This window comes from Sphingomonas sp. BK481, assembly GCF_014194875.1.
Classification (GTDB): domain Bacteria; phylum Pseudomonadota; class Alphaproteobacteria; order Sphingomonadales; family Sphingomonadaceae; genus Sphingomonas; species Sphingomonas aerolata.
Window position 1 is genome coordinate 260044 of the sequence record NZ_JACIAP010000001.1, and the last position, 13006, is coordinate 273049.

Here is a 13006-nt window from a genome sequence, read left to right on the forward strand (position 1 = left end):
CGTGACCGCCCGTGCCCTCACCCTCCCACCCGCAAGTGCGGGCGGGCCCCTCCCTCTCCCCCGCGGGGAGAGGGCACTGAGGACTAGAACGATGGGCTACGAAGGCCAGGATTTCAGCGATATCGCAGCCGGCGTCAGCCCGGCGTTCGTAGAGACGCTCTACGCCAAGTTCACCGCCGATCCGGCCTCGGTCGAATCCGGCTGGCGGACGTTCTTCGAGGGGCTCGAAGGCTCCGCGCAGGGCCCGAGCTGGGAAAGCGCGCGCTGGCCGCTGACCACCACGGACGATCTGACCGCGGCGCTCGACCCGACCCAGATGGAGCCCGCGCCCAAGCCCGCAAAGGGTGGCGGCAAGCCCGCGCCCGCCGCCGCCGCGCCCGCGCCCGTCTCGAAGGACGAGATCGCCAAGGCCGCCGCCGACGCGATCCGCGCGCAGCTGCTGATCCGCACCTACCGCGTCCGCGGCCACCTCGCCGCCAATCTCGATCCGCTCGGCCTGTCGAAGCGCGAGATGCCCGAGGATCTGAAGACCGAATATCACGGCTTCTCCGACGCCGATATCGACCGCAAGGTCTATCTCGGCGGCACGATGGGCTTCGAATGGGCGACCATCCGCGAGCTCGTCGACACGCTGCGCAAGAATTACTGCGGCAATGTCGGCCTCGAATACATGCACATCGCCGATGTCGAGGAGCGCCGCTTTCTCCAAGAGCGCATGGAGGGCCAGGACAAGGCGATCGAATTCTCCGTCGACGGCAAGAAGGCGATCCTCAACAAGGTCATCGAAGCCGAGCAGTGGGAGAAGTTCCTCGGCAAGAAGTATGTCGGCACGAAGCGCTTCGGGCTCGACGGCGGCGAATCAATGATCCCCGCGCTCGAATCGGTCATCAAATATGGCGGCCAGATGGGCGTGCGCGAGATCGTCATCGGCATGGCGCATCGCGGTCGTCTGAACGTGCTCGCCAACGTGATGGCCAAGCCCTTGCGCGTCATCTTTCACGAATTCGCCGGCGGCTCGGCCAACCCCGATGACATCGGCGGGTCGGGCGACGTGAAATATCACCTCGGCACCAGCACCGACCGCGAGTTCGACGGCCACAAGGTTCACATGAGCCTCGTCGCCAACCCCTCGCATCTCGAGGCGGCCGATCCCGTCGTGCTCGGCAAGACGCGCGCGATCCAGACGCTCAACAACGATCTGAAGGACCATGTCGCCTCGCTGCCCGTGCTGATCCACGGCGACGCGGCGTTCGCGGGGCAGGGGATCGTCTGGGAGTGCCTCGGCTTCTCGGGGATTCGCGGCTACAACACCGGCGGCTGCGTCCACTTCATCATCAACAACCAGGTCGGCTTCACGACCTCGCCGCAGTTCGCGCGCTCGTCGCCTTACCCGTCGGACGTCGCCAAGGGCGTCCAGGCGCCGGTCTTCCACGTCAATGGCGACGATCCCGAGGCGGTGACCTTCGCCACCAAGATGGCCATGGAATTCCGTCAGAAGTTCCACCGCGACATCGTCATCGACATGTGGTGCTATCGCCGCTTCGGTCACAACGAGGGCGACGAGCCCTCCTTCACCCAGCCGCTGATGTACGACATCATCCGCAAGCATCCCGGCGTCAGCTCGGTCTATGGCAACCGCCTGATCAAGGAAGGCGTTATCGACCAGCCCTGGATCGACGAGAATGTGAAGCAGCTCACGCTTCGTCTCGAGGGCGAGTTCGAGGCGGGTGCGTCGTACAAGCCGAACAAGGCGGACTGGTTCGGCGGTCGCTGGACCGGCCTCAGCGCGCCGACCGACGGTGCGTCCGCGCGCCGCAACGTCGAGACCGGCCTCAGCCAGAAGCTGTTCGACTCGCTCGGCCGCACGCTGACGACCGTTCCCGAGAGCGTGAAGATCCACAAGACGCTTGCGCGCGTGCTCGATGCCAAGCGCGAGATGTTCAAGTCGGGCAAGGGCTTCGACTGGGCGACCGGCGAGGCACTCGCCTTTGGTGGCCTGCTGTCCGAAGGATACGGCGTCCGTCTGTCCGGCCAGGATTCGGGCCGCGGCACCTTCTCGCAGCGTCACGCGGTGTGGGTCGACCAGACCGACGAGCACAAGTACGTGCCGCTGCAGGAAATCGAGCACGGCAATTTCGAGGTGCTCGACAGCCCGCTGTCCGAGTACGGCGTGCTCGGTTTCGAGTACGGCTATGCGCTCGCCGACCCGAAGACGCTCGTCCTGTGGGAGGCGCAGTTCGGCGATTTCGTCAACGGCGCGCAGATCATGATCGATCAGTTCATCACGTCGGGCGAGTCGAAGTGGCTCCGCGCCAACGGCCTCGTGATGCTGCTCCCGCACGGCTATGAAGGGCAGGGGCCAGAGCACAGCTCGGCGCGTCCCGAGCGCTTCCTCCAGTCCTGCGCGGACGACAATATCCAGGTCGCGAACTGCACCAGCCCGGCAAATTATTTCCACCTGCTCCGCCGGCAGATGCACCGCAACTTCCGCAAGCCCCTGATCGTGATGACGCCCAAGTCGTTGCTCCGTCACAAACTCGCGGTGTCGAACGCCGAGGACTTCCAGGGCGACAGCCACTTCCGTCGCCTCCTGTCCGACACCAACGGTGCGGCGGACGTCGACACCAAGCGTCTCGTCCTGTGCACCGGGAAGGTCGCGTACGACCTGATCGAGGCGCGCGATGCGGCTGGCGACACCGACACGCAGATCGTCCGCGTCGAACAGCTCTATCCCTTCCCCGGCAACCCGATCGCCGAGCGCGTCGCCAAGATGCCGAACCTGGAAGAGATCGTCTGGGCGCAGGAAGAGCCGAAGAACAACGGCTACTGGTTCTTCGTCGAGCCGCTGATCGAGGAGGCGCTGGCCAGCGTGAATTCGCCGGTCAAGCGTGCGCGCTACGCCGGGCGCAGCGCCTCGGCCTCGCCCGCGACCGGCCTGATGAAGCGTCACCAGGCCGAGCAGGGCGCGCTCGTCGCCGACGCGCTCGGCCACAGCGTCCGCGACGAAATCCGCCGCACCCGCGCGAACTAAACTGTCTTCTACCACCCCGGCGAAGGGGCACCCATCGAAGTAATACTTTGATGGGACCCAAGCCGGGGCCCAGTTGGGATGGTAGATATAATTGAGCGAAACGCCGGCCAATCAGCGTTTCGTAACTGGACCCCGGCCTACGCCGGGGTGGAGGAACCGAGAAAATGGCAACCGAAGTCACCGTCCCCGTCCTGGGTGAATCGATCACCGAAGCCACCCTCGGCGAGTGGCTGAAGCAGCCCGGCGATCCCGTCGCCGTCGACGAGCCCATCGCCAGCCTCGAGACCGACAAGGTCTCGGTCGAGGTGCCCTCGCCGGTCGCCGGCGTCATGGGCCAGCACGCGGTTGCAGTCGGCGACACCGTCCAGGTCGGCGCGATGCTCGCCACGATCGACTCGGGCGACGGCGCCGCTGCTGCGCCTGCAAAGACCGCCGAGCCCGCCGCGACCGCAACGCCCGCGGCGCCCGCCAAGGACGAGTCCGGCGCAGGTTACGGCGACCAGCCTGGCGCCGGCACCAGCGACTCGCCCGCCGCGCTCTCGCCGTCGGTCCGCCGCGCGGTGCTCGAGCACGGCGTCGACCCCGGCACCGTCAAGGGCACCGGCCGCGACGGCCGCATCACCAAGGAAGACGTGACCGCCGCCGCCTCGAGCAAGCCCGCTCCGGCCGCAGCACCTGCGCCCGCACCGGCCGCAGCGCCCGCAGCCTCGGGCCGCGGTGAAGAGCGCGTCCGCATGACTCGCCTGCGCCAGACGATCGCCAAGCGCCTCAAGGAAGCGCAGAACACCGCCGCGATGCTGACGACGTTCAACGACGTCGACATGACCGCGGTGATCGAGGCGCGCGCCAAGTACAAGGACCTGTTCGAGAAGAAGCACGGCGTCCGCCTGGGCTTCATGGGCTTCTTCGTGAAGGCCGCGACGATGGCGCTGCGCGACATCCCCAGCGTCAACGCATCGATCGACGGCGACGACATCGTCTATCACGACTACGCCGACATCTCGGTCGCGGTTTCCTCGCCGGGCGGCCTCGTCGTCCCCGTGATCCGCGATGCCGACCAGATGTCGGTCGCGACGATCGAGAAGACGATCGGCGACTTCGGCAAGCGCGCCAAGGACGGCGCGCTCAAGATGGACGAGATGAAGGGCGGCACCTTTACCATCTCGAACGGCGGCGTGTTCGGCTCGCTGATGTCGACCCCGATCATCAACCCGCCCCAGTCCGCGGTCCTCGGCCTCCACCGCATCGAGGAGCGCCCGGTCGTCGTCAACGGCCAGATCGTCATCCGCCCGATGATGTACCTCGCGCTCAGCTACGATCACCGCCTGATCGACGGCCGCGAAGCTGTGACATTCCTCGTCGCGCTCAAGAACGCGATCGAAGACCCGACGCGCATCCTGATCGACCTGTAAATATCTAACCACCCCGGCGCAGGCCGGGGCCCAGTGGGGAAGGCCGCGGTGACGAAGCGCCTCGCCCTCCCCATATATCTCCCAACTGGGCCCCGGCCTGCGCCGGGGAAGTAAGAGAGAAGCGACAATGGCTGACTATGACTATGACGTCCTCGTAATCGGTGCAGGCCCCGGCGGCTACGTCGCCGCGATCCGCGCCGCACAGCTCGGGCTGCGCACCGCCTGCGCCGAGAGCCGCGACACGCTTGGCGGCACCTGCCTCAACGTCGGCTGCATCCCGTCCAAGGCGCTGCTCCACGCGTCCGAGATCTACGAGGAAGCCAAGAGCGGCCACCTCACCAAGTTCGGCATCGATTTCCAGGGCGTCTCGCTCAACCTCGACCAGATGCACGCCGAAAAGGCCAAGGCCGTCAAGGAACTGACCGGCGGCGTCGAATTCCTGTTCAAGAAGAACAAGGTGACCTGGCTCAAGGGCAAGGCCGCGTTCCAGAACGCGCACACGGTCGACGTCGCGGGCCAGACGGTCACCGCGAAGAACATCGTCATCGCCACCGGCTCGAGCGTCATGCCGCTCCCCGGCGTCGCGGTCGACCAGACCACGGTCGTCGACTCGACCGGCGCGCTCGCGCTCCCCAAGGTGCCCGAGCATATGGTCGTCATCGGCGGCGGCGTGATCGGTCTCGAGCTCGGCAGCGTCTGGCGTCGCCTCGGCGCGAAGGTGACCGTCGTCGAATTCGTCGACCAGATCCTCCCCGGCTTCGACGGCGAAGTCCGCCGTGAGAGCGCCAAGCTGTTCAAGAAGCAGGGCATGGAGCTGAAGCTCTCGACCAAGGTCACCGGCGTGAGCGTCGAAAACGGCGTCGCGACCGTCACCGTCGAGCCCGCCGCCGGCGGCGCGTCCGAGACGATGACCGCCGACGCGGTGCTCGTCTCGATCGGCCGCAAGGCCAATGTCGACGGCCTCAACCTCGAAGCCATCGGCCTCGAGCTCAACAAGCGCGGCCAGATCGAGACCGACCACAGCTTCAAGACCAAGGTCGACGGCGTGTGGGCGATCGGCGACTGCGTCCCCGGCCTGATGCTCGCGCACAAGGCGGAGGACGAGGGCGTCGCAGTGGCCGAGAACATCGCCGGCCAGACCGGCATCGTCAACGAGGACGTCATCCCGTCCGTCGTCTACACGATGCCCGAGATCGCCGGCGTCGGCCTCACCGAGGAAGCCGCGAAGGACATGACCGAGATCAAGGTCGGCAAGTTCCCCTTCGCCGCCAACAGCCGCGCCAAGACCAACCGCGACACCGACGGCTTCGTCAAGGTCATCGCGGATGCCAAGACCGACCGCGTGCTGGGCGTCTGGATCGTCTCGAGCCTCGCCGGCACGCTGATCGCCGAAGCCGCCATCGCGATGGAATTCGGCGCGACCAGCGAAGACATCGCCTACACCTGCCACGCGCATCCGACGCATGCCGAGGCGCTGAAGGAAGCGGCGATGGCCGTACAGGGCAAGCCGATCCACATCTGAGTCCGACCGCGCGACGGCCGTAGCGAAGCTACGGCCGAGCACCCCGCGGTCAGACCGGCCGGCGGCGCTCCAGCGCCGTCCGACGACAGGGGCTTAGCCCCTGTCCGGCCAAGCCCCGGCAAAGTTGAGTTTCGGAAGGGCGTCGGTGGCAATCCCACCGGCGCCCTCTCCACGTCTCCCGATCGCGCGCGAAACGTCCACGCTCTCAAGCCCAAACCCCATGAGCGACCCGCACCCCCCATCCGTCATCCCGGCGAAAGCCGGAACCCACGGTCACGGCGGACCCCGCGATCCCGTGCCGTCATAACCCGGTCCGCGACCATGGGTCCCGGCGTCCGCCGGGATGACGGGGGGCGGGAGCGGGGGCGGGGGCGCGCGCGATAAAATCCCACCCGCAATCCCCGGAGCCGCCCCGTTCGCCCCGCGGCGTTCGCCCCGCGGCACCACGCACCCGCAGCCCCCGAACCCGCAGTGTTCCACGCCGGTACAGCCCGCCCCCCGTGCGCCCCGAGCGACAACGACCTTCAACCCCTTCCGTCATCCCGGCGAACGCCGGGACCCATGGTTACGGCGGACCCGGCGATCCCGTGCTGCCATACCCCGGTCCGCGACCATGGGTCCCGGCGTCCGCCGGGATGACGGGGGATGGGGCGGGAGCGCGATAAAGTCACACCCGCAGAGCCGGAGCCGCGGCGTTCGCCCCGCGGCAGCCCGCATCCGCAGCCCCCGGACTCGCAGTGATCCAGTCCGGAGCAGCCCGCCCCCACAACCATCCGGACCCGCAACGACCCGCACCCCATCCGTCATCCCGGCGTCCGCCGGGATGACGGGAAGGGGAGGCGCCACAAAATCGCTCTCGCACCCGCAACACCCCGCCCCCCCGTCATCCCGGCGAAAGCCGGGACCCAGAGCCCCAAGCGCACCCGCCCGCGGCCCTGAGTCCCGGTTCGGGCCGAAATGACGACAGGCAGGGGGTTGCCTCGCCCCCTGCCGACCTCCACCAACCGCTCATCCGCACCTCACCGCATCCATCCCTCATCTCGGGTCGAAACTGAGCCAGATTAGTGCAGTTGTTAGCAATCCGTTTACCAGCCCGGCATAGCCACTCGTCTCCACGCCGCGGCGACGCCATCGTCGCGACCGGCCGTGCAAGGAGCCTGCCCGTGCGTGCGTTGATGATCCTGGCGGTAGGAACGGCCTGTCTCGCCGGCTGCGCGACGCAGCCCCGGGGCGGCAGCGCGGGCAAGGCCCCGGCCGTGGCGGCGGAGCCCGTACCGGCCGCCCCACACTGGACGACGATCGCGACGCCCGGCGACCGCGCCCGGCTCGCCGCACTCGGCGACAGCTGGACGCGCGCGCGCGCCGCGGTGCCCAGACGCCTGGCGGGCAGGATCGCGGCCGAGGGCGCGCTGCTCGACCCCGCCGCTGCGCTCGATCTGCCCGCGCTGTCGCCCGGCTCCTATCGCTGCCGGCTGGTCCGGCTCGGCGGCCGGGCGGGCTATGCGAGCTTCGCGCCCGATTTCTGCTATGTCGACGGCAACGGCGCCGGGCTGTCCTTCACCAAGCAGACCGGCACGACGCTGCCCGGTGGCTGGCTGCACCCCGACGGCGACCGGCGGCAGGTGTTCCTCGGCACGATGCGTACCACGCCCGCGCAGATCGCGCCGCCCTATGGCACCAACCCGGCGCGCGACGTCGCGGGCGTCGTCGAACGTGTCGGCCCGCTGCGCTGGCGCCTCGTGATGACCCGCGCAGGGCAGGGCGCGATCCTCGATCTCTACGAACTGGTCCCGGTGCCGCCTGCGACGCCCGCGACGCCGCGCTGAGCTCAGAATCCTCCCCCTTGCGGGGGAGGATCGGAAGCATCAGCCCTTTGGCGGCTTGGCGAAGTTCGCCGCGAAGCGCTCCAGGCCCGATGCGAACGAGTCGATCACCTTGGCGAATTCGGGCGGCAGCGCAGCAGCGTCGCTCCTGGGCGGTTCCGGCGTCTCGCCCGCGAACGGCCCGCTGCCCGCCGCCGCCGCGCCCGGAGCCTCCGGCGAAGCCTCGGCCGAGGGTTCTGGCGGCTTGGGCGGCTTAGGCGGCTCGGGCGGTGCAGGTGGCGGCGTCGGCCCACGCATATCCTTCGCCGTGATCGCGGTCGCCGCCATCATCAGCCCGGCCGCGATCACCTGGCGTCCCGCGGGTGTGCCCAACTGCCGCGTCAGCGCCGCCGCGATCCCCGCGAACGGCACCGCGCCGCCATGCTTGCCCGCCTTGGCGGACCAGCGCGCCTCGAAACCCTCGCCTTTCGTCGCGCCCGTCTCGGCCTCGCGCTCCCGCGCCTCGCGTTCGCGACGCTCCTTCTTCTTGCCCATCTCGGTCTCCAGCACTGTATTGTACTAACAATACACTATGTAACTATCGTCGGCACCTTGGACAATGGTTCGGCGTTACCCATCTTTGCGAGCACCCGCCCGGCGCCCTCCCGGGCTTGTCGCGTCCGAACAAATGTGGAACAGACTCTCCTATGCTGACCAAGATTTCCGTACGCGGCGCGCGTGAACACAACCTCAAGGACGTCGACATCGACATCCCTCGCGACACGCTGACGGTGATCACCGGGCTGTCGGGCTCGGGCAAGTCGAGCCTCGCCTTCGACACCATCTACGCCGAGGGTCAGCGCCGCTACGTCGAGAGCCTCAGCGCCTATGCGCGCCAGTTCCTCGAACTGATGCAGAAGCCCGATGTCGACCATATCGAAGGCCTTTCGCCCGCCATCTCGATCGAGCAGAAGACGACCTCGCGCAACCCGCGCTCGACCGTCGCGACCGTCACCGAGATCTATGATTACATGCGCCTGCTCTGGGCGCGCGTCGGCATCCCGTATTCGCCCGCGACCGGCGAGCCGATCGCCGCGCAGACCGTCAGCCAGATGGTCGACCGCGTCATGGCGCTCCCCGAGGGCACGCGCCTCTATTTGCTCGCCCCCGTCGTCCGCGGCCGCAAGGGCGAGTATCGCAAGGAGCTCGCCGAGTGGCAGAAGGCGGGCTTCACCCGCGTCCGCATCGACGGCACGATCCATGACATCGACGAGGCGCCCGCGCTCGACAAGAAGTACAAGCACGACATCGAGGTCGTCGTCGACCGCCTCGTCGTCGGCGGCGAGATCGCCACTCGCCTCGCGGAATCATTCGAGACCGCGCTGAAGCTCGCGGAAGGCCTCGCCTATGTCGACCCCGCCGACCCGGTCGAGCCGCACACGCCGAAGTCCGAAATCCTCGGCAGCAACGCCCCCGACGGCCGCATCGTGTTCAGCGAGAAGTTCGCCTGCCCGGTCAGCGGCTTCACCATCTCCGAGATCGAGCCGCGCCTCTTCTCGTTCAACGCCCCCCAGGGTGCGTGCCCGGCCTGTGACGGCCTCGGCGAGAAGCTGCTGTTCGACGAAGACCTCGTCGTCCCCAACCACATGCTCAGCATCAAGAAGGGCGCGGTCGTCCCCTGGGCGAAATCCAACCCGCCCTCGCCCTATTACATGCAGGTACTCGGCAGCCTCGCGCGCGAATACAAGTTCGACATCGAGACCCCCTGGGGCGAGCTCCCCGAGGAGGTCCAGCGCGTCATCCTGCACGGCTCGAAGGGCAAGCCCGTCACGCTCACCTTCATCGACGGCAAGAAGAAATACGACGTCTCCAAGCCGTTCGAGGGCGTCATCGGCAACCTCAACCGCCGCCTGCTCCAGACCGAGAGCGCGTGGATGCGCGAGGAGCTGAACAAATACCAGTCCGCCGCCCCGTGCGAGGTCTGCGCCGGCGCGCGCCTGAAACCCGAGGCACTCGCGGTCAAGATCGCGATGAAGGACATCAGCTACGCGACCCACCTCTCGGTCGTCGACGCGCTCCAGTTCTTCACCGACATGCCGCAGCATCTCGGCGACCAGCAGAACGCGATCGCCGAACGCATCCTGAAGGAAATCGTCGAACGCCTCGGCTTCCTCAACAATGTCGGGCTCGACTATCTCAACCTCGACCGCACCTCGGGAACCCTAAGCGGCGGCGAGAGCCAGCGCATCCGCCTCGCGTCGCAGATCGGCAGCGGCCTGTCGGGCGTGCTCTACGTCCTCGACGAGCCCAGCATCGGCCTGCACCAGCGCGACAACGACATGCTCCTCAAGACGCTGCGCCGCCTGCGCGATCTCGGCAACACCGTGCTCGTCGTCGAGCATGACGAGGATGCGATCCGCACCGCCGATTACATCATCGACATGGGCCCGGGCGCAGGCGTCCGCGGCGGCCAGGTCGTCGCGCAGGGCACGCTGAAACAGATCCTGAAGTCGAAGACCAGCATCACCGCCGACTATCTCAACGGCACGCGCGAAGTGCCGGTCCCCGCCACGCGGCGCAAGGGCAACGGCAAGAAGCTCACCGTCCACAACGCCACCGCGAACAACCTGACGGGCGTCACCGCGAGCATCCCGCTCGGCACCTTCACCTGCGTCACCGGCGTCTCGGGGTCGGGCAAGTCGAGCTTCACGATCGACACGCTCTACGCCGCCGCCGCGCGCGAGCTCAACGGCGCGCGCATCGTCCAGGGCAAGCACGACAAGATCACCGGCCTGCAATATCTCGACAAAGTCATCGACATCGACCAGTCGCCGATCGGCCGCACCCCGCGCAGCAACCCCGCCACCTATACCGGCAGCTTCACGCAGATCCGCGACTGGTTCGCGGGCCTCCCCGAAGCCCAGGCGCGCGGCTACAAGCCCGGCCGGTTCAGCTTCAACGTCAAGGGCGGCCGCTGCGAGGCGTGCCAGGGCGACGGCGTGCTCAAGATCGAGATGCACTTCCTCCCCGACGTCTATGTGCAGTGCGACGTCTGCCACGGCGCGCGCTACAATCGCGAGACGCTCGAGGTGAAGTTCAAGGGCCACAGCATCGCCGACGTGCTCGACATGACCGTCGAGGACGCCGCCGAGTTCTTCAAGGCGGTCCCCCCGATCCGCGACAAGATGGCGATGCTGGTCGAGGTCGGCCTCGGCTACGTCAAGGTCGGCCAGCAGGCGACGACGCTCTCGGGCGGCGAGGCGCAGCGCGTCAAGCTCGCCAAGGAGCTCTCGCGCCGCGCGACCGGCAACACGCTGTATATCCTCGACGAGCCCACCACCGGCCTGCATTTCGAGGACGTCCGCAAACTCCTCGAAGTCCTCCACGCGCTCGTCGAGCAGGGCAACACCGTCGTCGTGATCGAGCATAATCTCGACGTCATCAAGACCGCCGACTGGGTCCTCGACCTGGGGCCGGAGGGCGGCGTCAAGGGCGGCGAGATCGTCGCCGAAGGCACGCCGGAAAAGGTCGCCAAGGCCAAGGGCAGCTTCACGGGCAAGTATCTGGCGCCGTTGCTGGAGAAGCGGGTGGCGGCGGCGGATAGCACGTCGTAACTTCAGTTCATTATTGAGCCATTTGAATTTGTCGCTTCGTATTGCGCATCATTGGCATATGTGGCCTAACCGCTCTAATTTGAGCGCCCTTAGGAGGATTTTGTGAACGTCGTGGAACCGACCGTAGCTCAGAGGACACTGGAACACCGGCTCGCGGATCTACCAGAATCTGCCTTTTCTCATATTAAAATGGGCTATGTTCTCCTTAAAAAACTAGATCAAGACAAGCTAACTGCGGTTGTCGAATATGTCGCTTCGAATTTCTCGAAAAGGTCTCGATATGATCCCGACATGGCAGCCAAACTTTCTGGCGTTGATAAAAATATCGTTGGAGACTTGCTTTCTGCCGTCGCTCTTACGGTCGGATCAGTCTTTGATATAGACGTCTCAAAGGAGGACTTCTTTAATTATGCTCCTAAAGGCTTAATACTCGATGAGGTTAAGCCTGTTGTAGGTGAAATAATAGACGCGGCGTTGGAGCGTAAAGAATCGCTAAATCAGGATTTCGAGCAAGCGAAATCTGCTAATGCTGTTCTTCCATCGTACCGATTTATAGAACATGCTATTGATGTTAGGTTGAACTTTGCTGCTGACGGTAGCATCGTGCGCAAAGTGCCCTTGGCAGTTTTCTATCTCGCTACAGACTCGGAAGACCAGGTTTGGTTTCAAACCTCTGAGGCTGACCTGGATGACCTCATAAGCAAGTTAAATAAGGCCAGGGATGACATGCGTTCCGCGTGCTCGGCTATAGGTGGTTGGAAATGATTCTGACCTTGTCCGACGGTTGGCTGATGTACATATATAGCACGCTTGGATCGTTCGTTGTGTGGGGTAGATTGGCCTTAAAGGACAGGCAATCGTTTAGTTATGCCGATGTATTTGATAAAGTATTTAAATCGAAAAACATTGCATACTTGGCGCAGTTTTTTGTTTTTGTATTGATTGGCGGTCTTGTAGCTAAAACGTTAGCTTCTCCAGCAACTGCGCCGCAGGCACTCGCGGCTGGAATGGCATGGAGCAGGCTTACTGGGAAAGTCTAGGCTATGTTTGCATATATAAAAGAGAATCGCGGAGCGGTATTCTTCAATCTGTCTTTAGTAGGTTTAGTAATAATTTCGCTTCTGGCGTCGCGGTTTCCATCTTTTTCGATCTGGTTTGTATTGGGGGCTGCGACTTTGGCGGTTTTGGCTCCTTTGATAGCGGCTCGCCTCGAAGCAGTTAATTCAAGCGTAGCGCTTAAAGAGGGAGTTAGTGCTTCCTCAACGGAGAACGTTGAAGCCCCGATAGTAAATCCGGCATCTGATGATGGGGTCAAGTTATCCCATTCTATTATTTACAAAGCAACTAAAGAAGCGCTTCTAGGGCAGGTGCATCCTGACGCATACTCCAGGTTGATTGAAGACTTGGCCCGGCATGTTAGCCCAAGCGCTGGGGCTGAAATGGGTTCAGCAAAGGAAAACTTTGCAGTTACGTTGAATATCATAAATGTTTATATCAGCGGTACCGCTAAGGGGGCCGGTAGTGAGGTTAGTGGAAAAAGAGAGTTCATCTTGCAGCCGGAATTGGCGTCAGAACTATATGGTAAGCATGGTGCAGTTCACTAAAATATACGACTGATGAAAATA

General features: G+C 65.0%; 9 protein-coding genes. 8 read left to right on the forward strand and 1 reads right to left on the reverse strand.

Translation table 11 applies throughout. The features are described from left to right. Positions 1-91: 91 nt before the first annotated feature. The 4 genes from FHY04_RS01160 to FHY04_RS01175 all read left to right on the forward strand — a co-directional run bounded on the left by FHY04_RS01160 (position 92) and on the right by FHY04_RS01175 (position 7791). Positions 92-3031: a 2-oxoglutarate dehydrogenase E1 component gene (locus tag FHY04_RS01160; RefSeq protein WP_031440110.1), complete on the forward strand. Its 2940-nt coding sequence runs from the start codon at positions 92-94 to the stop codon at positions 3029-3031. Between the two features lie 164 nt (positions 3032-3195). Further along, a complete protein-coding gene (gene odhB / locus FHY04_RS01165; protein WP_183935124.1) occupies positions 3196-4443 on the forward strand; it encodes a 2-oxoglutarate dehydrogenase complex dihydrolipoyllysine-residue succinyltransferase in 1248 nt (415 codons plus the stop codon). Positions 4444-4570: 127 nt separating this feature from the next. Continuing rightward, positions 4571-5965 (forward strand): dihydrolipoyl dehydrogenase, encoded by a 1395-nt coding sequence (gene lpdA, locus FHY04_RS01170; RefSeq protein WP_183935125.1) that lies wholly within the window; start codon positions 4571-4573, stop codon positions 5963-5965. Positions 5966-7128: 1163 nt separating this feature from the next. Next, a complete protein-coding gene (locus FHY04_RS01175; RefSeq protein ID WP_311723185.1) occupies positions 7129-7791 on the forward strand; it encodes a DUF4893 domain-containing protein in 663 nt (220 codons plus the stop codon). 39 nt (positions 7792-7830) lie between these two features. Here the strand turns inward: FHY04_RS01175 and FHY04_RS01180 are convergent, their stop codons facing one another. Further along, positions 7831-8337: a hypothetical protein gene (locus FHY04_RS01180; RefSeq protein WP_221211586.1), complete on the reverse strand. Its 507-nt coding sequence runs from the start codon at positions 8335-8337 to the stop codon at positions 7831-7833. Between the two features lie 137 nt (positions 8338-8474). Here FHY04_RS01180 and uvrA point away from each other — a divergent pair, with 137 nt between their 5' ends. The 4 genes from uvrA to FHY04_RS01200 all read left to right on the forward strand — a co-directional run bounded on the left by uvrA (position 8475) and on the right by FHY04_RS01200 (position 12985). Continuing rightward, positions 8475-11381 (forward strand): excinuclease ABC subunit UvrA, encoded by a 2907-nt coding sequence (gene uvrA, locus FHY04_RS01185; RefSeq protein WP_183935127.1) that lies wholly within the window; start codon positions 8475-8477, stop codon positions 11379-11381. A gap of 189 nt (positions 11382-11570) precedes the next feature. Next, positions 11571-12146 carry a hypothetical protein gene (locus tag FHY04_RS01190; RefSeq protein WP_221211587.1) on the forward strand — a complete coding sequence of 192 codons (576 nt, stop codon included), beginning with the start codon at positions 11571-11573 and terminating at the stop codon, positions 12144-12146. Further along, positions 12143-12421 (forward strand): hypothetical protein, encoded by a 279-nt coding sequence (locus FHY04_RS01195; protein WP_183935129.1) that lies wholly within the window; start codon positions 12143-12145, stop codon positions 12419-12421. The genes FHY04_RS01190 and FHY04_RS01195 overlap by 4 nt, the downstream gene beginning before the upstream one ends. Before the next feature lie 3 nt (positions 12422-12424). After that, positions 12425-12985, forward strand: a complete 561-nt coding sequence (locus FHY04_RS01200) for a hypothetical protein (RefSeq protein ID WP_183935130.1) — start codon at positions 12425-12427, stop codon at positions 12983-12985. Positions 12986-13006 lie beyond the last annotated feature (21 nt).

Bases quoted from the DNA above. Each gene is read 5' to 3' on its own strand.
- FHY04_RS01190 (WP_221211587.1), top strand. From the start codon at position 11,571: ATGGGCTATGTTCTCCTTAAAAAACTAGATCAAGACAAGCTAACTGCG.
- uvrA (WP_183935127.1), top strand. From the start codon at position 8,475: ATGCTGACCAAGATTTCCGTACGCGGCGCGCGTGAACACAACCTCAAG.
- FHY04_RS01160 (WP_031440110.1), top strand. From the start codon at position 92: ATGGGCTACGAAGGCCAGGATTTCAGCGATATCGCAGCCGGCGTCAGC.
- odhB (WP_183935124.1), top strand. From the start codon at position 3,196: ATGGCAACCGAAGTCACCGTCCCCGTCCTGGGTGAATCGATCACCGAA.
- FHY04_RS01200 (WP_183935130.1), top strand. From the start codon at position 12,425: ATGTTTGCATATATAAAAGAGAATCGCGGAGCGGTATTCTTCAATCTG.
- lpdA (WP_183935125.1), top strand. From the start codon at position 4,571: ATGGCTGACTATGACTATGACGTCCTCGTAATCGGTGCAGGCCCCGGC.
- FHY04_RS01195 (WP_183935129.1), top strand. From the start codon at position 12,143: ATGATTCTGACCTTGTCCGACGGTTGGCTGATGTACATATATAGCACG.